The sequence below is a fragment of the Arthrobacter sp. OAP107 genome, from assembly GCF_040546765.1.
Lineage (GTDB): Bacteria > Actinomycetota > Actinomycetes > Actinomycetales > Micrococcaceae > Arthrobacter.
Genome location: NZ_JBEPOK010000002.1, coordinates 143,994 through 164,476, shown reverse-complemented (window position 1 = coordinate 164,476; position 20,483 = coordinate 143,994). Strand labels below are relative to the sequence as shown.

The following is a 20,483-nucleotide window of genomic DNA, read 5'->3' as shown; positions in this document are numbered from 1 at the left end:
AGTTTCCGGTCTGGGCGCTGGAGCAGCGATGATGACGGTTTGGTTCCGGGTTCTGCCGGGAACAGCTGCGTTCACTGGCCGCTGTTGTGGTCGTTTAAGAGCCTTAGCCACCGAACACCACAGAAAAATCGTCGGGGTCATAGCCCGGGGTCAGCGTTGGTTGGGGCCGTGGAGATGCCATGTGCTCTTGTACTTTTTGGAAGACCTCATCGACCCGAGGCCGTAGATAGGGAGCCATCGAAGAGACTTGTCGGTGCCGGCTCACGGCCATGATTTCAGGCAAGGTCAGATTCGGGTCTGAGACCATGCGGTTGATGGTTGTGTGCCTGAAGTCATGCAGCGACCAGTCCGTGCCCAGCACGGCGTTCACCCGTTGCAGCATTCGGCGGGCAGCGTGATACGTCAGCGGCCGCGGTTTGCCATGGAGTGCACGCCAGATCAATTCATCTGGTCGGGGACTTCCGTGCTCGTGGAAGTACATAGTCAGATACTGCAGGGATTCCGGTGAGACAGGCACCGGTTCCAGGACACGGGATCCTTTCGATACGACCCATACGCGTTGCCCGGGCCAGTCGATCTGATCGCCGTGGACGCCGAGCAGCTCACTCGCGCGGGCCCCGGAGGACACATACATACTCACCAGGGCACGATCACGGTTGGTCCGCAAAGCCTTCATCAAATCATCGAATAGGTCATCAGGGATGGAACGGGGCAGCCATTCGGACTTCTTCTGCCGCAAAGGAGCCCGGTTTGCCCGTGGCGCTGTTTCGGGGCGGCCTCGATGAACTAGGCGTCGTCGCCCTGCAGCCTCAGGGACCGGGTTTATCAACGGTCCACGACCGAAGCGTGCGTGGTAGGAGTAAAACGACGAAATCACCGAGAGGGCGTGATTGATCGTTGCCGGTGCATAGCCCCCGGCCAAGGGACGCTTACCGGTGCGCGGATTCCTGCCCGGGTGACCGGTCCCCCGCCGCTGAGGATTCACCGCGGACCGCATCCACCCCACGAGAACCTCGACCTCCGCACGAGTCGCCTGCTCCCATTCACTGCCGAGCAGACCAAGAATGCGCCACCATCTGAGCAGGTCGTTGCCGTAAGAGCGGACGGTCAAAGGGCTCATATCGCTCAGAACGAGATCTCGGAGGAACAATGAGAAGTCTTCGATCTCTTGCCCCTTGTCGTCGCTGACGACGTAGGGCAAGAGGCCCTCCGTTCTTGGGACTACCGCGCCTATCGCCAGCAGCCCGATCTGTCCCTCGAGCAGTTTGAGCCGCACTTCGTCCACGAGAACCACCTCTCCGGAGAACCCTGATCCAGACTCTACGACGAAGTTCAGTTAACAGGACTGACTGCATCAGCTTGTTGTTCTCGATCAGGGTCTTCCGCTCCGCTTTCTGTTCCTCGGTCATCGGACCCTTGGCCGGAGAGGGGGTGGCGTAGCCGCTGTAGCGGAGGGTGTATCCGAGGTCTTTCCACCCGGCGATGACGGGGACGGTGGAGTGGTTGCCGTTGTAGGCGGTGGTGATGGCTACGGCGTTGGCGTCCTCCTCGGTGGCCGGTTCCCCGTCGGGCCGGTTCAGTGAGGACACCCTGACGTTCTCGCTGTCCCCGTCATATCCTGCCGTGTCGACGACGGTGGTTCCGGCCGCTTCCAGTTCTGCCCGCAGGGCGGCGAGGGCGGCGGCCCGGTCGCGGCGGTCGCGCAGCTGCTGGGTGACGTGGGCGAGCATGTCGGGTTCGTCCCGGATGACCGATTCGAGTTCTTCGGTCGCGTCCTGGTCGTTCTCGAATTCGGCGAGGATGAGGGCTTCGTCGATGGTGTAGCCCTTGCCAAGTGCGGCATTCCCGGTGTCGGTGGACTTGGCTTTCAGGGCGGATTCCACGGTGGTCCTGGCCCGGCCGGTTTTCTTCGCGATCGCGGCGGCGGAGACGCCGATCAGGGAGAGCTGGTGGTAGGCCTCGGCCTCGTCCGCTTCGGTCAGTTCGGCGCGCTGGATGTTCTCCACCACCTGGGTCACGATCCGCTCTGCCTCTTCCGGGGAACCGATGATCATCACCGGGATCAGCGGGCGTTCGGCTTCGACAGCGGCGCGGGTGCGGCGCTGGCCCATCAGAACGTGCACGGTGCCGTCGTCGCGACGGTGGGCGATGACCGGTTCCATCACGCCGTGTTCCCTGATGCTGTCCACGAAGTCGCCGGTCAAGGCGGCGTCCCTGCGGACGTTGACATCGACGGTGAGCGTTGCCGGGTCGAGCATTTCCAGTACGGGTGCTGTGGTGGTTGCGTTCATGGTTCGTGTGTCCTTTGCAGAGGATTGGTGGGTGGGGCGGTGCGTGGTGACCGGCCAGCTCCCCTGTCCCTCCCGACGCTTCTATGTCTGTCAAGCGGGTGGAATGGGTGCGGGCGTGGACCCTGTTGTCGCCTGGGGCGGCTTTGGTGACCGGCCAGCTTCCCTTCCCCCACCGTTGTTTTGGCTGCTGGCGAAGCTTGCGGAGCTGTGGCCGACGGAGGCCTGTCTACCCGCAGGGCAAGGGGTGGGAAATTCCCGGAGGAAATCAGCGACGAAGGAGCGCCGCAGGGACATTTCATTCCCCGCAGGCCCCGACGAAGGAGGGGCTAGACGGGCCGGAGCGGACACGTACAATCCGTCAGGACAGCAGCCAAAATGTCGAAGACAAGACAGGGTCAGGGGCGGCGGAGCCCTGCGGAGCCGGCACTGGCCCCACAGCCGGCCGCGCCAGCGGACGCCCGTTCTGATCTTTGGTCCCTTAGGCTGGGGCCATGAACAACACCAGAAGAGCAACGCTCATTTGGTCGCTGGGGGCAGTTGTTTTCTCTCTCATCGGCGTATACATCGCACTGAGTTCCAACGGGGCTTGGTACTCCGTCGTTTCGGCAGTCATCCTGCTTCTCGCGGGAGTCACTTTTGCGGCTCGTGCGGTTTTGTCCCTCCGCGCATCTGGTATGTAGCCCAACACGGGACACCGGCTTTAGCAGTAGACGCGAACTGATGACAGCTAAACAAGCCACCATTCACGGGCGGAGGCCGCCGACCGGGAGGTCCATGAAGATCGTGGCGGTGGTGTTCAGTGTTGCAGCGGGCACCTCAGTGGTGTTGGTGGCCGTGGACCTGATCATTGGTCGGCCTGCTGCCGGCGATATCTATATTGCGGTGCTTAACAGTGCTGTGGCCGCCGTTTGCTGGTGGATGGCTTCTGCAAGTCGGCGACGCGCCTAAGGAATCCGTCAGGACAGCAGCAAAACAGAAAAGCGCTTCTGCAGCCCGAGCGGAGCGAGGTCCTTTAGCGGTTAAAGGGGCTGAGGCCGGCCCCTTGGGGCCGGCCTCAGTTTTTCCCTCAGCAAAAGGAAAACCAGTGCTGCAGCGTCATTGCTGCATGAAGTTATAGGTCCAGCGGGGATTTCTCCCAGGAGATATCAACGATGGGGGCGCCTGGCTGCGGCATGGTCAACATCGAGAGCTCAAGAACGTCCTGGGCGTGGGTGGCATCGGCGGGTGCGGCGTCGTCGTCCGTGAGGATGTACTCGTGGCTCATGTGCTGCCCCCGGGCTGTTAGTGGATTTGTGTTCCTTTTCCACTGTAGCCCGGCGTCCGTCCGTTGCTGGGCTTCTGGGGCTGCGCCCGCGGCAGCGTGATCGGCGGCCGGAGGAGCGCACGCGGGGGAGGCCGCCCCCGCACCCCAGGGGGCCGGACCCTTCCCCGGCCCGGCCCCACCCGTTTAGCGGTGCCGCTTGTAGGCGGTTGCCTGGTTCTTTGCGACGGGGGCGATGGTTCCCCGGCTCACCAGCTGGTCCATGAGTTCCGCGAGCCGGTAGCCCGGCGTGTCAGTCAGGGCGAGCTTGAAGTGGTCTCCGGCTACTGATGATTGGCCTTTGAGGTACGCCAGCCAGCCGATCAGGGTCAGCAGGGGCGCCCGGTACCCTTCGGGTGCGGCGTCGATGAGGTCGCGGGCGGTTTCCTGCGCCCGGTCCACGCGGTCCCAGTCCGGGGCGATCCCCTCCCCCACGAGCAGATTCCCGCTTCCCTCGGCGTCTGGGGCCTCCGGGTCGATCACGTTGCAGAACAATGTGTCGCGCAGGTCCGGACGCTGGAAGCACGCCAGCAGCTCCACCGCGGTCTGCGGGTCCAACCAGCCGCCCCGGGTCAGGGTCTGGGCCCACAGTTCCCGGCCCGGAGTCAGCTCTGCGCCGAGCACTCCCGGGAGCGCGTGACGGATCTGCTCCTCCCTGTCTGCCGGGCCTGCGAACGGTGCGTAGCTGGTGCCGGGCGTCTTCTGGTAGCTGCTGCCACGGAACACCAGTTCCGCATTCAGTTGTCCGTCGGTGATGGATTCGAGCGGTTCGGGCGGGCAGCACCCGGCTTCGCTGTCACACAGCAGGTTTTGCCAGTGCGACGGTGTGACCAGCCAGGCGTCCTGCAGCGGGGTACCTGCGCTGTCCAGCGCCTCGATGACGGCCTCGACGTGGTCGTGGAAGGGGCGCTCCTTCCCGGGCTCGGGGGTGGTGGCCGTGTAGATTGCCAGCAGCACCGCCGTGGCCTGCGTGTCCAGTGCGAGGTACTCCGTCATGGAGGCGGCGAACCCGGCAGGTTCCGCGGACGCGGGGGCGTCGACGCGCAGTGTCGCGCCCAGCGTCTTGCCCCGCATGGTCAGGAACACGAAGGATTCACGCGGTACGAACCCGAGGGAGTGCGGGATGAAACCGAGGATGTCGGCGGGGCTGGAAATGCGGATTGCATCAGTCATGGTTTTGAGAGTCCTTTGCTGAGGATGATGGTGGGTGGGGCGGCTTTGGTGACCGGCCAGCTTCCCTTCCCCCACCGTTGTTTTGGCTGCTGGCGAAGCTTGCGGAGCTGTGGCCGACGGAGGCCTGTCTACCCGCAGGGCAAGGGGTGGGAAATTCCCGGAGGAAATCAGCGACGAAGGAGCGCCGCAGGGACATTTCCTGCACCGCAGGCCCCGACGAAGGAGGGGCTAGACGGGCCGGAGCGGACACGTACAATCCGTCAGGACAGCAGCCAAAATGTCGAAGACAAGACAGGGCCAGGGGCGGCGGAGCCCTGCGGAGCCGGCACTGGCCCCACAGCCGGCCGCGCCAGCGGACGCCCTTTCCTGTGAGCCCTGCGAACCCTTCCTCAGCACCCCGGATCTGCTAACCGGTGTCCCAGACTTCGCCGGCCGCGCGCCCCCGGGCCGCCGGCACTACGTGTGCGAAACGGCGGTCCGGCGGCGCCAACCCACGGCGCAACCCGGCCACGACGGCGGACCGCCCGCGGTGACCGCCCCCTTAAAGGGGACGGCCACCTTCAAAGGAACTAGCCTGCGAGGAGTTCGGCCAGTTCGGCCGCATCGGCCACCAGCACCGCCGCCCCTTCTCTCAGGAGCCGGTGGCATCCTGCCGAGTTGGCGCTGTGCACGCTCCCGGGGACTGCCGCGACATGCCGGGCGATAGTCTCCGCGTGATGGGCCGTGTTCAGCGCCCCTGAGCGCCAGCGGGCTTCCACGAGACAGGTCACCCCGGCGAGGGCGGCAATGATGCGGTTCCGCTGCAGGAACCTGTACCGGGTGGGGGCGGAACCGGGCGGCAGTTCTGAGAGCGTCAGGCCGTTGCCGCGGATCGCGGCCGCGAGGTCAGCGTTGCCGGACGGGTAGTCCCGGTCAAGGCCTCCGGCCAGCACCGCAAGCGTCGCAGGTCCGTCTCCCTGACCTCCGGCCAAAGCGGCCCGGTGCGCGTTCGCATCGATGCCGTAGGCAAGGCCCGAGACGATGCAGATTCCACGCTGCGCCAACCCGTATGCCATGTCCCCTGTCACGGAGGCGCCGTAGCTGGTGGAGTCCCGGGACCCGGTCAGGGCCACACACTTCGAAGGTGCTGGGATGCCGTTGTCGATGTTGCCCCTGTACCAGAGCCCGTATGGGGCGTCGGGCAGGTCGTCCAGGCCTTCCGGCCAGTGTTCATCCCCCGGGATAAGGAACCCTCCGCCCAGCCGTTCGATGGTGGCCAGGTCCTTCTCCGGGTCCAGGTCAGGCACGCGGGGCGCACAGCGCTTCAACGCACCTGACAGTTCTTCGGCCGAGATGTCCGGGAGGGTGTGGGCGGGTTGGGCGCCGGTGGCAAGCCGCAGTGCGGCGTACGCGCCGAGCCTGCCCACGAGGGCAAGACCGACACGGTCGCCGGGTTCGAAGAGGCGGGTCAGGGCGGCGCGTGCGATGCGATCGTTCATGGTTTCTCTTGTCCTTTGCTGAGGATCCGGTGAGCGGGCGGCCTTGGTGACCGGCCAGCGTCCCCTCTCCCCGGGCGTTTTTTGCCTGCTGGCGAAGCATCGCGTAGCTGTGCCCGACGGAGCCGGGGCAACCCGAAGGGCAAGCAGCGGATGGATTGTGGGAGGAAATAAGCGAAGCGCCGACACAAGGCATCGGCTGCGCAGCCGTCCGCAGGACGGTTGAGCCGGTGGAGCGGGCACGTACGATCCGCAGGACAGCAGCAAAAAACAGAAAAGCGCTTCTACAGCCCGAGCGAAGCGAGGTCCGTGCGGTAGATCTGGGCGCTGGCTAAGTGAAGCCGGAAACCCAAGTTAGGCCGCGCGTAGTTTCCGGGCTAAGTCATGGTGCTTTCGCCTGCAGCATGGGCTTGCTGGTGGCGGTAGAGCGTTGCGCGGCTCCAGCCAACGAGACGAGCAGCGTCCTCGGCGGTACGGCCCTTGGCGCGGGCGTCTTGGGCGATTGCGAGTTTGTCCGCGATGACGGCCGGGTCAGACAGCGGGCGGCCGAAGCGTGTGCCGTTCTGGCGTGCTGCCGCGATGCCGGCATTGACGCGCTCGACGATGAGCTCGCGTTCATACTCCGCAAGAGTTGCGAGCATGTTCAACATCAACCGGCCGGTGGAGGTTGCCGGGTCGATGCCATCGGAGATAGACCGGACCTGGACACCGCGGCCGCGCAGCAGGGCCACCGTGTTCAGCACGTCGATCAGCGACCGGCCCAGCCGGTCGACCCGCCACACGACAATGATGTCGCCTTCCTCGGCGTACTCGAGGAGTCTTTTCATGCCGGGCCGTTCGATCGCCGTCTTGCTGCCGGAGGTGACGTCGGCGAAGACGTCACGCTTTTGCACACCGGCGGCAACCAGTGCATCCAGCTGCAGCTGGGCGTCCTGGCTGGAAGTACTGACGCGGGTGTAACCCAGTAGCCTCACGAGGCAATTTTGACTCGAAAAGCCCCCGATGCACCCGCGGCGAGACGATTTACTGCGAGACGCCTTTATGAAACGTCGAGTGGCAGGCTGTTCCGCCCGTTCGCGCGGCCGCCTTTGTCTCTACTGAGGCCCGCGTCACTGTCTTGAAAAGCTGTTACTTTTCGAGACACTGTCTCTGGTCTTGGTGAGACGTCTTAGAAGTCAAGGGTTTTGAGACGATCTCTTATGTAGCTTTCACAAGCTCACCCAGAACCCGGGAAGATGCACGATCGGGATCCATTTCCGTTCATCCACCGCTTCCTCAGTCGGGAGTTATGGGGTAGCTCTCTGTTGCGCAGTGGCGGCGCACAAGAATTCCTCCCCGGCGATGTAAGACAGTTCTTCTTTCAGTTCAAACGAGGATTTGTGGTCTCCGACCAGGGGCCGAGCTTTTCGCGGTTGCTGCCACTCACTCCTCCGGGGGTGGAGTCGGCGAGGTCGCCAACCTTGTGCACCTTCAGCGAGTTGGTGGAGCCGGCCTTTCCGGGAGGCGAACCGGCGGCGATGACTACCAGGTCACCGTCCTGCACCAGGCCCATCTCCATGAGGCTGCGGTCAACCTGTGCGGTCATGGCATCGGTGTGGTCCACCATCTGGACCAGCACCGGCTGGATGCCCCACGTCAGTGCAAGCTGGTTCCACACGTGCTCCACCGGGGTGAAGGCGAAGACCGGCTTGATGGGACGCAGGCGGGACAGGCGCCGGGCTGAGTCACCGGACTGGGTGAAGGTACAAATGTACTTGGCGTCCAGCTGGTCGGCGATTTCGACGGCGGCACGGGTGATGGCGCCGCCGCGGGTCTTTGGCTTGGTTCCCAGCGGGGGGACGCGCTCCAGGCCATGGACCTCGGTGGACTCGATGATCCGGGCCATGACCTTCACAGTTTCGATCGGGTACTTGCCCACGCTGGTCTCGCCGGAGAGCATGACCGCGTCAGCACCGTCCAGGACGGCGTTGGCGCAGTCGGATGCCTCTGCACGGGTGGGGCGCGGGTTGTCGATCATGGATTCGAGGACCTGGGTGGCCACGATGACCGGCTTGGCCCAGCGGCGGGCCAGTTCAATGGCGCGCTTCTGGACGATCGGCACTTCCTCCAGTGGCAGCTCCACACCGAGGTCGCCACGGGCCACCATGATGGCGTCGAACGCGTCGATGATTTCGGGCAGCTGTTCAACGGCCTGCGGCTTTTCGATCTTGGCGATGACCGGCACGCGGCGGCCTTCCTCGTCCATGATCTCGTGCACGCGGGTGATGTCGGAGGCGTCGCGGACGAAGGAGAGGGCCACCAGGTCAACGCCGCGGCGCATGGCCCAGCGGAGGTCGTCCTCGTCTTTTTCGCTCAGCGCGGGAACGTTGACGGCCACGCCCGGAAGGTTGATGCCCTTGTTGTTGGACACCATTCCGCCGACGGTCACCTCGGCGACCACCTTGACGTCGTCGACCTCGATGGCGCGCAGTGCCACCTTGCCGTCGTCGATCAGCAGGGCGTCGCCCACCTTGACGTCCTCGGTGAGGCTCTTCAGCGTGGTGGAGCAAATGTCCTTGGTGCCGGGAACATCCTCGGTGGTGATGGTGAAGATGTCACCCACGGCCAGCGCGTGCGGGCCATCGACGAAGCGGCCCAGGCGGATCTTGGGACCCTGCAGGTCGGCCATGATCGCCACGGCCTTGCCCAACTCTTCTGCTGCTTTGCGGACGTTTTCGTAGGTGTTATCGTGCACGGTGTAGTGGCCGTGGCTCATGTTCATGCGGGCGACGTCAACGCCGGCTTCCAGCACCGCCAGGGTGTTTTCGTAGCTGGCAATTGCCGGGCCAAACGTAGCCACAATTTTTGCGCGTCTCATATACCTACCATTGGTTCTCTTGCGGATTTGATGTTGAGCCTGAATTTGGGTCTGTGGTGCTTCGAATGCCCTTGGGTAGTGGGTGTCGGGTCAGGCGCCGTGGGGCTTGCCACAAAAAAGCACCCGCCCGTGTGACCCTCGGGCGGGTGCCTTGGTTTCCCGCGCTAAGTGAAGCTGAGCTGCAGGAGGCTTGTTCCGATGTCTTTGCCGATTTTTTGCAGCAGCGCAGCGGAAAGTTGGGGGTCTTTGGATGAGTCCCGGTCGGTGTACTCGGCCAAGGTGAATACACGGGTCAGATCCATTTCTGACCACCGCTCCTTGGGAAGCAGGGAGCGTCCGGCAACGGCGATGATGGGGCGGTTGCCTGAGCGCCGGGCCACCGCAGCAGGGAGTTTCCCGGCGAGGGTTTGTTCGTCGATGCTGCCTTCCCCGGTGATCACTACATCGCAGTGGTCCTTGCGCCCGTTGAAGTCCAGCAGATCAAGGAAGTAGTCAGCCCCCGAGACCTGTTTCGCCCCCAGCAGCAGGCAGGCGTAGCCAAGCCCTCCGGCGCTCCCTGCGCCTTCGTGTGCTGCCAGCGCCTCTGCGTCGGCGAATCCTGCTTCTGCCATTTTGATCACGAAGTGGCCCAGGCTTTCATCCAGGAACGCCACTTGCTCTGGTGTGGCGCCTTTTTGGGGCCCGAAGACTGCGGGTGCCCCGTTGGGGCCGCGGAGGGGGTTGTGGACATCGCTGGCGACGATCAGTTCTGTATCGACAAGTTCGGGCAACGGGGTTCGGTGGATGGATTCTATTTGTCCCAGCGCTGTTCCGCTTCCATCGAGCTGGTGACCTTGCCCGTCGTAGAAGGTGAAGCCGAGGGCGGACAGCATGCCCATGCCGCCGTCGGTGCTGGCGCTGCCGCCCAAAGCCAGGACAATTCTGGCAGGGCGGAGGCTGAGCGCGAACAGAACCGCGTCTCCGAACCCACGGCTGGAGGATTTCAAGGCCTCCAACGTGCCGCCCGGCAACAAAGCGAGACCGCAGGTGTTGGCGACTTCGACAACGGCGGTGGTGCCGTCGAAGGCGATGCTGGTCTGAACGGGGTCGCCGGTCGGACCAGCGACGGTGTAGCTGCGGCGGGTGAAGCCCGCGGCGACGGCGGCTTCGACGCTGCCGTCGCCGCCGTCGGCCAGGGGTAGCAGTTCGCACTGGACCGCTCCCGTTGTGCCGGCTTCATCAGCCGCGGAGCGAAGCCCCGCTGCCAGGGCCTGTGCGACCTCATTGGCGGTGAGACTGCCTTTGAACTTGTCGGGGGCGATGAGGGTCCGCACGGTTTTCAGGGCGGTAGTGCTGGTCATGTCAGACTTTTTCCGAGTAGGCGGGACGGGGGTCAGCAGATGGTGCTACAACGTCGACAGCGTGTTTAGGGGCCGCACCCGCGGATTCCTGCTGCCTGGGAGAGTGGTGGCCGTATTCGACGAGGTCATCATCGATGTCTGTAACGTCACCGACATGCGCGGGGTCTTCGTTCGGCATCGGTTCGACGGTTTCGCCGGCAAAGACGCGGCGGACGCGGTCAGCGTCCAGGGTACGGTCCCACCAGGCGATGAACAGGGTGGCCACCGCGTTGCCGGTGAAGTTCACCAGGGCGCGGCATTCGGACATGAACTTGTCGATGCCGAAGATGAGCATGATGCCGGCGGCCGGGATCGTGCCGATGGTGGCCAGGGTGGCCGTCAGGGCGATGAAGCCGCCGCCGGCGACGCCTGCTGCGCCCTTGGAGGTCAAGAGCATGACGGCGAGCAGGCCCAGTTGCTGGCCGATAGTCAGGTGGGTATTGGTGGCCTGGGCGATGTAAAGGGCGGCCAGGGACAAGTAGATGGCCGCACCGTCCAAGTTGAAGCTGTAGCCGGTGGGAACCACCAGGCCGACCGTTTCCTTCTTGACGCCGGCATGCTCGAGCTTGCGCATCAGGCCGGGCAGGGCGGGTTCGGCCGTGGAGGTGCCCAGGATGAGCATGTATTCCTCTTTGAGGTGCCGGATCATGCTGAAGATGTTCAGCTTAAGGAACGCCATGACCGAGCCCAGGACCACCACCACGAACAGGATCGACGTGGCGTAGAACAGTGCGATCAGGCCACCCATGCTGGTCAGGGACGAGACGCCGTACTTGCCGACAGCGAATGCCATGGCGCCGAAAGCGCCAAGCGGTGCCGCTTTCATGATGAAGCTCAGGATCTTGAACATGACCCCGGTGAGGCGCTGCACACCGTCCAGGACCGGGGCGCCCACCTTACCCATGGCATTCAGGGCGATGCCAAAGACCACGGCGATGAAGATGATCTGCAGGATGTCACCCGCCACGAAAGGCTGCACGATGCTGGTGGGGATGATGTGGGTGATGAATTCCCACCATTCCTGGTGCTGGCCGGCGTCGATCAGCTTCGCGGCCGAGTCAGAGGTTTTAATGCTGCCCGGGTCGGCGTTCACGCCTTCGCCAAGGCGGAATACGTTAATGGCCACCAGCCCGAAGGCCAGGGCGCAGATGGTGCCGACCTGGAAGTAGGTCAGCGCCTTCAGCCCGGTCATGCCGACCTTCTTCAGGTCAGCGACACTGGCGATGCCACCCACGATCGTGAGGAAGACGATGGGGCCGATGAGCATCTTCATCGCGTTCACGAAGGTAGTGCCGATGGGTTCCATGGCGATACCGGTGGACGGGGCGAGCCAGCCGACCAGGATGCCGATGACGATCGCGGTCAATACCCAGAAGTACAACTGCTTGTACCAGCGGGGTTTGTTGGCCGGTTTAGCGTTACCGGCGGTGGTGATGTGGTCCATGATTCCTACCTCATTGTGGAATGTCGCTGGAGGATGTTCTGAAGAAAGATTGGTGCGGGGCGGGCGGCGGTACTGCTTCACCACCCGCCCCGTGCTTGGCACCGGCACCCAATGTCGGTGCCGGGGGTACTGCTTGCTTAGACTGCTGCCGGGGCGAGCGTCAGGGCCTTGATGATGGCTTCGGTGACGTCCTCGGTGTTGGCGTCGCCTCCGACGTCGCGGGTCAGGTGGCCGGCGCCGGTGGCTGCTTCGATGGCGGCTTCGACCCGGCGGGCTTCCTCGTGCAGGCCGAAGTGGTCCAGCATCAGGGCAGCGGAGGCGATGGCGCCGATCGGGTTGCTGATGCCCTTGCCGGCGATGTCCGGGGCAGAGCCATGGACCGGCTCGAACATGGACGGGAAGCGGCGCTCCGGGTTCAGGTTGGCGCTGGCGGCCAGACCCAGGCTTCCGGCCAGGGCGGAGCCGAGGTCGGAGAGGATGTCCGCGTTCAGGTTAGACGCCACCACCACGGAGAGGTCCTCGGGCTTGAGGATGAACTTGGCGCTCATTGCATCCACCAGGACGCTTTCGGTCTGGACGTCCGGGTAGTCCTTAGCCACGCGGTTGAAGACTTCATCCCAGAGGACCATGCCGTACTGCTGGGCGTTGGACTTGGTCACCGAGGACACCTTCTTGACCGTGCGAGTCCGGGCCAGGTCGAAGGCGAAGCGCATGATGCGTTCGCAGCCCTTTTCGGTGAACAGGGCGGTCTGCAGGGCCACCTCGTTGCCGGGGCCGCGGCCGCTGAGGTTGCGGCCACCCAGGCCTGCGTATTCACCTTCGCTGTTTTCGCGGACCACCACCCAGTCGAGCTCGGTGTTATCGGCCTTGCGCAGCGGGGACTGGACACCGGGGAGGAACTTCACGGGGCGGATGTTGGCCCACTGGTCAAAGTTCTGGGTGATGTTCAGGCGCAGGCCCCAGAGGCTGATGTGGTCCGGGACGTTTTCCCAGCCGACGGCTCCGAAGTAGATGGCGTCGAAGTCCTTGAGGGCATCCAGGCCCTTGGGGTCCATCATCTGCCCGGTCTGTGCGTAGTACTCAGAACCCCAAGGGAACTCGGTCCAGTCGAAGGCGAACTTGCCGCTGGAGTTTTCGGCCAGGGCGTCCAGGACGCGGCGGCCTGCTGCAACAACTTCCTTGCCCACGCCGTCTGCGGGGATCGAAGCAATGTTGAACTTCTGGGTGGTGCTCATGGTGATGTGTCTCCTCGTTGAGTATTGGGTGCTTGCCTGTTAGCAGGGTCACACCGTTCTTTCCTCTTCAAGTAGACGGGCGCCCACCGACCCGCGTCCAAGACTAAGATTCAATCCGCTAAATAGGATCGGCCTATGAATGCTGATGAGCCGGATCTTCTGGCCTTGTTACATGCAGCTCGGCAATTTTCAGGAAAGCCTTTGCGGCTGGGGTGAGGTCCTGTTTTCGGCTCAGGATCGCCACGTCGAGGTGGGACACCGGCTCGATGAGAAGGGTGCGAAGCCCGGACTTGTGCGCCAGCGGGGCCCAGGATGATGGCATGACGGCGTGCCCGACGCCGGCCAATACCAACGGCAGGATAGAGGTCCGGTGCGCCACCTCAACGACGATCTCCAGATCGACACCGCCGGCCAGAGCATCATCGACAAGCCAGCGCATCAAAGACCCGCGCTGACTCGCGATCAATCGGTGGCCTGCCAGATCTTCCCGCTGGATAGCAGTTCCAGGCCGAAAAGTATCGGCCTGCGGATTCACAATCAGGATCAGCGGCTGGCGCTCCAGCTCCAGCACCTGCACTCCGGGGACCCGGATGGGGTTTGGTGATCCAGCGAGCCCTACCTCGGTGCTGCCGCTGCGGACCGATTCGATGACTTCCTCCGGGGTAAACGCGGCTACCACGTTCAGTCGAACCGACGGGTGCGAACGCGTGAATCCGGCGATCATGGAGGTCAAGGGTTCAATCCCAGGGGACGGCATCGTAATGATGTCCAGCCGGCCGCTCCGGATACCTCGAAGTGCTTGAACCGCGGACTGAGCCGCGTCCAAATCCCGCATCACTAACCTGGCCGGACCCACAAGTTCCTGCCCCGCTTCGCTGAGAACAGCCCGCCGACCGATTCTATGGAACAGCGGAACCCCCAAATCCCTCTCCAAACTTGCAATCGTCTGCGAAAGAGACGGTTGCGCAATCAGCAGATGTTCCGCGGCCCGATTAAAGCCATCGTGATCCACAACGGCCAGAAAGTACTTTAGTTTCCGGGTATCCACTCAAACTCCTCAACCAGCGGGGCCCTGCAAGCGGCAAGGGAGCGGCCTGGCCCGTGCTGCAGGGAAAGCACTAATAGCCTAGGCCTATCAGCTTCATTGCAAGTAGGTCTTGGACGCGCGGCAGGAACAGCGGCTCTAATGGGAGCGACGAGGCCGTTCTGATCGCACTCGACGTCCCGGGTTCATGTCACCGGTCCGAGGCAGAACGGGTCGGCTACATCCTCCGCTTCACCTGATCCACTCACCATCACCAGCAAACTCCCGGAGGTGCAACCCCCATGGACCCTGCCCAACCCGAGACCACTTCCTACCCTGTGGACTGGCACTCGCCCCGCAAGGAGATTACGACTTGGCGTGACTTGGCTCCGGGCGACGCCGTCGTACTTCTAACTTCAGACCGGCGGAATGCCAGGATCTCAGGGAGGGTGGACGACCTATCCACCGACGGATCCTTCCTATGGCTAGTTCAAGACAATGGTGCCGGTCGGCGGCTCTTCCACCGCCCCGAAGGGTACACAACTCTGCTGGACTCTACCGCCTCCTGATACGGGTTTGACCCGTACGGTCACGCGAATGAAAGCAGATAGAAGAAGCGCCCCCTTCTGGTGCAGATCCATGAGTTTGGCAGGAGCGCCGTGTCATGTGTCTCGAAACCTCAGCGTCTCAGAACCCTAGGGATTTGAGATGGGCACTAAGGCCGGTTCCGCCGTGGCATAGAGGGTATTAAGTTGGCGGTAGAGGGTTCGGGCGATGTAACGCTTGAGGGATCTGCGGATTTCCCGGTAGCTACGACCTTCTTGGGTGCGTTTGGCGACGTAGTCCCGTGTTCCGGGGTCGTGGACCATCCGGGTCATGGTGATGGTGTGCAAGGCTCGGTTGAGGCGCCTGTCACCGCCCCGGTTGAGCCTGTGCCGGACGGTATTACCGCTTGAGGCAGGCAAGGGACTCACCCCTGCCAGTGAGGCGAAGGCAGCTTCGCTGCGAACCCTTCCTGGATGCGACCATGCTGTCAGGACAGTGGCGACTGTGACAGCCCCTGCGCCCACCATTTCCAACAGCGGTGCAGCGGGGCTTTGCTGGATCAGCTCTGTCATGCGCTTCTGGTTCGCAGCCAGTTGGGTGGTGACTTCGAGGACGCGGCGGGCCAACCTGACGGCTTCTTCGCGCGCGATTGATAGTTCGATCTGTTCCTGTCGTTCCCGCCACCTGGTGATCGTGGCGATCTGGGAGGGAATCAGCGGTTTACGAGCGTCGATTCCCAGATCATGTGCCCGGAGCAAGGCAAGTAGTGCGTTGGCATTCAATGTTCGGTCCCGGGTCAACTGGTCCCGGGCGGCGCTCAGGATCCTGAGCCCGGCACGGGTTCCTTCATCCCGGCGCGGGGCTCGGAGCTGAGACTCCTCCAGGCCAAGGACAGCGGTTCCAATGGCAGCCGCGTCCAGCGGATCGGATTTGCCGATCCCCCGGCGACCCCGGGCGTTCATCCGTGGAGCTTCGGCGACCTCGTAGCCAGCATGGCTTACTGCCCTGGCCAGGCGTGCACCATAAGTGCCGACACCCTCAATTGCCCATAGACACGTCATATCGCCATCCGTCCTCCGGCCTACCCAGGCAAGTGCGCGGGAAATCCCTGCCGGCGTGGTCGGGAACTGCTCGCTCGCGACTTGTCGCTTGGTGCTGGCCTCAATGACTGCGTAAGTGTGGGTGCGGGCGTGACAGTCCACGCCGATGACGAACGGGCGGGTCTGAGCAACGATAGTCAACGCTGCAACCCTCCTTCCTTTCGAACGGACAAGAACGGCCGCATGACGGCCGACATTGAACCTGAGAAGAGTCACCTCGAGGCAAAACTGTGATGAGCCACAACCTGCAAAGGCTGGGCAAGCTTCTAATCAAGCCACCGACGTGGGACAGGCAACACCGGCCGCTCCACCCAGCGCAGACAAGTCGGGGGAAACGCACCCACAAGGGGCAAGTTGTTTTTCGAGTCACGTACCAGGCAGAACGACCGGCATCAACACTGCCAGCTAGTCCCAGACCAACCACTGCAAGACTCACAGTTGTTTTTTGGCTGCTGGCGGAGCACCGCGGAGCTGTGCCCGTGGAGTCCCGTCTACCCGGCAGGGCAAGGGCCGGGGAATCTGCGAAGGAAATAAGCGACGCAGGAGCGCCGCAGCCGATTCCCCGGGCCGCGGGCCCCTTGAGGAACGAAAGGGGCTAGACGGGGTGGAGCGGGCACGTACAATCCGAAGGACAGCAGCCAAAAAACGTCGAAGACGTAGACAACGGGTTCAGGGGGTGACGGAGCTCTGCGACGGCGCACCCTGGACCCCGACAGTCGGCCGCGCCAGCGGACGCCCTCATGGGTGCGAGCCCTGCGAGCATGTCCTTGCTCCCAGCCGACGGCCAATGGACCCCCAAGGCGGTCCGTGCTTTCCCCAAGGTTGGCGAGACAGAGTTGTCTCATCCCCACCGGGCCGCAGTCACGGGCAAAGCCTGCCGGCCCTGACGCCGGGGGCCGGGCTGTCCCCCATGCACCCCGGCCCCGGCGGAAAGGGCAGCCCCAGGCGCGTGCACGCCATGCAGGATGGACTTCGCGGCAGGTCGTTGAGCGGTGCGGGTGGCAGGATAGTGCCGTGACGACCAGGCGGCGTACTGCGGCTCCAAACGCGGAGTGGGTGCTGATGTACCGGGGCGGGCTGACCCGCTCCCGGATCGCCGCGCTCACCCGGGCCCCGGCCGCGACGATCGGTTACCACCTGTCCGTGGCACTTCGAACGGACCCGGGGCTGCAGGCTGAGCACGAGAAAGCCGCCGGCCCACCGCCAGTGCAGGTGAGCGGGCAGGGGCTGGCGCGCATGCACCAGCTCGTGGCCCTGGTCCAGGAAACCAGCCGGTATCCCTCGCGCACCGCCGCCGACGCGGACGAGCGGACGTTGGCGTCCTGGTTGGAGCGGCGCCGCCGCGACGCCGCAGCCGGGACACTCGCACCCGCCTACCGTGACGGGCTCGCCGCCCTCCCGGACTGGCAACGGCCGCCGCGGTCCGTGGCCGATGAGACCAGGTGGCAGGACCGGCTCGCCGCCCTGCTGCGGTACCGGGCGGCCGGGCACGACTGGCCCCGGCACAAGGCCGTTCTGAGTGGGGAAGAACACGACCTCGGCGTCTGGCTACACGCCCAGCGCCAAAAGGCACGCCGCGGCGAACTCGAACCCGCCAAGGCAGGCGCGCTGGATGAGATGCTGCCGGGCTGGCGCTCCGGCCGGCAACGCGGCCGCAAACCCCGCACCGGCACCGTGTAACCCCGCCCCCCGGACAGCGGAGGCAGACCACCAGACCGGGTGAACGGATTGTGCCCACTGGGGGCAGGTGGAGCCCTACGCACAGCTCAAAGCTGTCCCCATTGGCGTGCAACCCGTAGCGTCCAAGCGCCGGGGCAAGGGCCTCGTGTGCCCGATGCACCTGGGGGATTCTTTACTGTCCGACCCCGGGTCTACACTAGAAACCTATCGAACATATATTCGAAAAAGGTGTGTTGTGGGCGTCATTGTTGGTCCCCGTGTGCTAGATGCGGGCGTGTCGTTGTTGTCGGTGCTGGTCTCCCCGGTGCCGGTCGCGGCGGGGTACCCGTCGCCGGCGCAGGACTACTTCGACGGCCGGATCGACCTGAACGAGCACCTGATCAAGGACATCACCAGCACCTACGTGGTGCGGGTGACCGGAGACTCGATGGAAGGCGCCGGCATCAGCGACGGGGACGAGCTCATCGTGAATCGGGCCCTGGAACCCACCGACGGGTCGGTCGTGGTCGCGGTCCTGGACGGGGAGCTGACCATCAAGCGGCTGCGCATCACCGCCACCGGCGTGGTGCTGCAGGCGGAGAACCCCAAGTACCCGGACATCCGCGTCCCCGCCCTGTCCGAGCTGAGCGTGTGGGGCGTCGCAACAAGGTGCCTGCACCATGTCTGAGGAAGCCATGCCTGGCGGGCGCTTTTGTCCTGGGGAATCCGATGTCTAGGCCGGCGGTGATGCGGCGGATGCCGCAGATCGCGCATGTGGACGTGAACTGCTTCTACGCCTCGGCCGAGCGTGCCTTCGACCCGTCCCTGGAAGGCCGGCCGGTGGTGGTGCTGTCCAACAACGACGGCTGCGCCGTCACCCGCTCCCCTGAAGCGAAGGCCCTGGGCATCCCGATGGGCGAGCCTTGGTTCAAACTCGCCCCGCGGGCGAAGGAATGGGGACTGGTCGCGCTCTCGTCCAACTACGAGCTCTACGGGGACATCAGCGCCCGGGTGATGGAGCTGCTGGGCCGGTACTCGGCCTGGCTCGAGGTCTACAGCATCGATGAGGCCTTCCTCGGCGTCAAAGGCTCCCCCGAAGAGCTCCTCGCCTTGGGACGGACGATGAAAGCGGCAGTCCGGCTGCACGTCGGGGTAACACAACCCCGCCTTCGACGGGGTCTGCCACTGGGAGTCCGTCCCGGAACCAGTACGGAAGGCACTGTTGGGGCGGTTGTCCGTGGAGGAAATCTGGGGCGTCGCCGGCCGGCTGACCAAACGCCTGAACGCCATCGGCATCCACACGATCGCCGACCTCACCGCCGCGGACCCGGTCGCGATCCGGGACAAGTTCTCCGTGGTCATGATGCGCACCGTCCTGGAACTGCAGAGCACCCCCTGCATCCCGATGGAGGAAGAACGCATCAGCCGGGACCAGCTGATCTTCTCCCGCTCCTTCGCCACCCCTGTCACCACGCGGGCCGGGCTCCGGCAGGTCCTCTCCGTCTACGGCCAACAGGCCTCAGCCCGGCTGGGCAAGCACGGGCTGCAGGCCAAGGTCCTCACCGCGTTCGCCGGCACCTCCCACTACAACCAGTACGAGAAGTCCTACCCGTCGGTGTGCGTGGCACTGCCGATGCCGACCGCGGACCCGGTCCTGCTCACCCGCGCCGCGCACGCGCTGCTGCCCACCATCCAGGAAGGCCTCAAATACGCCCGCGCCGGGATCATGGTCACCGACCTGCGCCCCACCGGCAACCAATCCCCCCTCGAGCCCTTCGAGAACCCGCACGAGGAACGCCACATCGGCACCCTCCTGGAGGACGTCACCCGCCGGTACGGGCGCGGCGCCATCGGCCTGGGCCACGCCGGCATCAAAACCGGCCTGGACTGGACCATGAAACGCGACATGCTCTCCCCCCGTTACACCACCCACTGGGACGAACTCCCCCTCGTCAAAGCCGCCTAACAAACACCCCCACGACCAGCACCAACACGGAAGACCAACGAATGACCATCACCCACGAACCCCGCACCATCAACCCTGCGGGGCCCACGCTCAAGACCGCGCCCGCAACAGCAACGGCGAAGCCCGGCGTGCCGGTACAGGTGCGGTTCAACGCCGCCGGAACTCCCCTGGCCGTCCGCCACGACGGACAGATCTGGGCGGTCGCAGCCGAACCGGTGCACTGGTTCGAACGCTGCGACTGGTGGCACACCGGCACACGGGCGGCCATCGGCTCCGGGGACCTGGTCAGCGTCGAACACTGGCGCGTCCAGGTCCGCGATAGCGCCTCCGCGCCGTTGCGGACCTTCGAGCTGCGCCGCGACCCGTTGTCGGAGCAGTGGCTCCTGGTTTCCATCACCGACGGGTAAGGGGGCAATCGTGAGTAAGTTCTCCGGGCCGGTGCCGGACCAGATGTGGGCGGCGCTGCGCCGTGAGTTCGGACTGCCCTCCCTGCAGCACGTGCACGCCCGGCTCAGCGCGCTGCCCGGACGCGGAACCGGTGCTGCGCAGCCTGGTCCGGGTGTTCATCGACGACGGGACCTTCTGCCCCGGCTTCCAGTTCACCGCCGGCGGCCAGCTCGATCCCCGGGTGACAGCGCTGTTCCGGGCGGCGCTGGAGGCGAAAGTGCCGCACAACTACTTCGCCCTGTGGATGATGACCCCCGCCCGGGAGCTGTCCTGGACCCGCCCGGTGGACCGCCTGGATGAAACCAGCCGCCTCGTCCGGGTCCTGCAGGCCCCGTGAAAAGTCAGCCCATGCCCCGGAACCGGTCGATGATGCCATCGGCGATGAATGGCTCGAACACGTCGCGCCCCTGGGTGTGGTGGCCGCGGCACGCAACTACACCCAGGCCGAAAGGCGGCTGGACAAAACCCTCGCGGCCGCCAAAGCCGCCGGGGCGACCTGGGCGGACATCTGTCGTGCCGCAGGGATCACCTGCCAGGCCGCGCACGAACGCTGGGCAGACAAATAGGCAGCACCCGGGCGGACGACC

Annotated in this window: 17 protein-coding genes and 1 pseudogene; 6 read left to right on the top strand and 12 right to left on the bottom strand. The window is 64.6% G+C overall.

Annotation, left to right across the window (positions count from 1 at the left end; all coding sequences use genetic code 11):
* Nucleotides 1–103: 103 nt before the first annotated feature.
* The 12 genes from ABIE00_RS25485 to ABIE00_RS25430 form a co-directional block, all read right to left on the bottom strand.
* Nucleotides 104–739 (bottom strand): tyrosine-type recombinase/integrase, encoded by a 636-nt coding sequence (locus ABIE00_RS25485; RefSeq protein ID WP_354263718.1) that lies wholly within the window; start codon nt 737–739, stop codon nt 104–106.
* A 304-nt stretch (nt 740–1,043) separates the two neighbouring features.
* Nucleotides 1,044–2,291 carry a ParB/RepB/Spo0J family partition protein gene (locus ABIE00_RS25480; RefSeq protein ID WP_354263717.1) on the bottom strand — a complete coding sequence of 416 codons (1,248 nt, stop codon included), beginning with the start codon at nt 2,289–2,291 and terminating at the stop codon, nt 1,044–1,046.
* Between the two features lie 1,111 nt (nt 2,292–3,402).
* Nucleotides 3,403–3,555: a hypothetical protein gene (locus ABIE00_RS25475; protein WP_174182301.1), complete on the bottom strand. Its 153-nt coding sequence runs from the start codon at nt 3,553–3,555 to the stop codon at nt 3,403–3,405.
* A 183-nt stretch (nt 3,556–3,738) separates the two neighbouring features.
* Complete coding sequence (locus tag ABIE00_RS25470; RefSeq protein WP_354263716.1) at nt 3,739–4,764, bottom strand: DUF4192 domain-containing protein; 1,026 nt, start codon at nt 4,762–4,764, stop codon at nt 3,739–3,741.
* A gap of 569 nt (nt 4,765–5,333) precedes the next feature.
* Nucleotides 5,334–6,242, bottom strand: a complete 909-nt coding sequence (gene dprA, locus ABIE00_RS25465) for a DNA-processing protein DprA (RefSeq protein ID WP_354263715.1) — start codon at nt 6,240–6,242, stop codon at nt 5,334–5,336.
* A gap of 374 nt (nt 6,243–6,616) precedes the next feature.
* On the bottom strand, nt 6,617–7,213 hold the full coding sequence (locus tag ABIE00_RS25460) for a recombinase family protein (RefSeq protein WP_354263713.1): 597 nt from the start codon (nt 7,211–7,213) through the stop codon (nt 6,617–6,619).
* Nucleotides 7,214–7,599: 386 nt separating this feature from the next.
* Nucleotides 7,600–9,096 carry a pyruvate kinase gene (pyk, locus tag ABIE00_RS25455; protein ID WP_354263712.1) on the bottom strand — a complete coding sequence of 499 codons (1,497 nt, stop codon included), beginning with the start codon at nt 9,094–9,096 and terminating at the stop codon, nt 7,600–7,602.
* 164 nt (nt 9,097–9,260) lie between these two features.
* The gene (locus ABIE00_RS25450) at nt 9,261–10,436 is read right to left on the bottom strand and encodes a glycerate kinase (RefSeq protein ID WP_354263711.1); all 1,176 of its coding nucleotides are present in this window, start codon (nt 10,434–10,436) and stop codon (nt 9,261–9,263) included.
* 1 nt (nt 10,437) lies between these two features.
* Nucleotides 10,438–11,919: a C4-dicarboxylate transporter DctA gene (dctA, locus tag ABIE00_RS25445; protein ID WP_354263710.1), complete on the bottom strand. Its 1,482-nt coding sequence runs from the start codon at nt 11,917–11,919 to the stop codon at nt 10,438–10,440.
* A gap of 137 nt (nt 11,920–12,056) precedes the next feature.
* Nucleotides 12,057–13,154, bottom strand: coding sequence for a tartrate dehydrogenase (locus ABIE00_RS25440; protein ID WP_354263709.1), 1,098 nt, complete (start codon nt 13,152–13,154; stop codon nt 12,057–12,059).
* A gap of 133 nt (nt 13,155–13,287) precedes the next feature.
* Entirely contained in the window at nt 13,288–14,202 is a 915-nt protein-coding gene (locus tag ABIE00_RS25435) for a LysR family transcriptional regulator (protein ID WP_354263707.1), read from the bottom strand.
* Nucleotides 14,203–14,873: 671 nt separating this feature from the next.
* A complete protein-coding gene (locus ABIE00_RS25430; RefSeq protein ID WP_354263706.1) occupies nt 14,874–15,965 on the bottom strand; it encodes an IS110 family RNA-guided transposase in 1,092 nt (363 codons plus the stop codon).
* Between the two features lie 873 nt (nt 15,966–16,838).
* Between ABIE00_RS25430 and ABIE00_RS25425 the strand changes: the two genes are divergently transcribed.
* The 6 genes and pseudogenes from ABIE00_RS25425 (at nt 16,839) to ABIE00_RS25400 (ending at nt 20,462) form a co-directional block, all read left to right on the top strand.
* Nucleotides 16,839–17,504 (top strand): helicase associated domain-containing protein, encoded by a 666-nt coding sequence (locus tag ABIE00_RS25425; RefSeq protein ID WP_354263704.1) that lies wholly within the window; start codon nt 16,839–16,841, stop codon nt 17,502–17,504.
* Nucleotides 17,505–17,739: 235 nt separating this feature from the next.
* On the top strand, nt 17,740–18,171 hold the full coding sequence (locus tag ABIE00_RS25420) for a LexA family protein (RefSeq protein ID WP_354263703.1): 432 nt from the start codon (nt 17,740–17,742) through the stop codon (nt 18,169–18,171).
* Between the two features lie 41 nt (nt 18,172–18,212).
* Nucleotides 18,213–19,449: pseudogene (locus ABIE00_RS25415) on the top strand (Y-family DNA polymerase).
* 41 nt (nt 19,450–19,490) lie between these two features.
* The gene (locus tag ABIE00_RS25410; protein ID WP_354263702.1) at nt 19,491–19,856 is read left to right on the top strand and encodes a hypothetical protein; all 366 of its coding nucleotides are present in this window, start codon (nt 19,491–19,493) and stop codon (nt 19,854–19,856) included.
* 131 nt (nt 19,857–19,987) lie between these two features.
* The gene (locus tag ABIE00_RS25405) at nt 19,988–20,233 is read left to right on the top strand and encodes a hypothetical protein (protein WP_354263701.1); all 246 of its coding nucleotides are present in this window, start codon (nt 19,988–19,990) and stop codon (nt 20,231–20,233) included.
* Nucleotides 20,193–20,462: a hypothetical protein gene (locus ABIE00_RS25400; RefSeq protein WP_354263700.1), complete on the top strand. Its 270-nt coding sequence runs from the start codon at nt 20,193–20,195 to the stop codon at nt 20,460–20,462. Before ABIE00_RS25405 ends, ABIE00_RS25400 begins: the two co-directional genes overlap by 41 nt.
* The last annotated feature ends 21 nt before the right edge of the window (nt 20,463–20,483 follow it).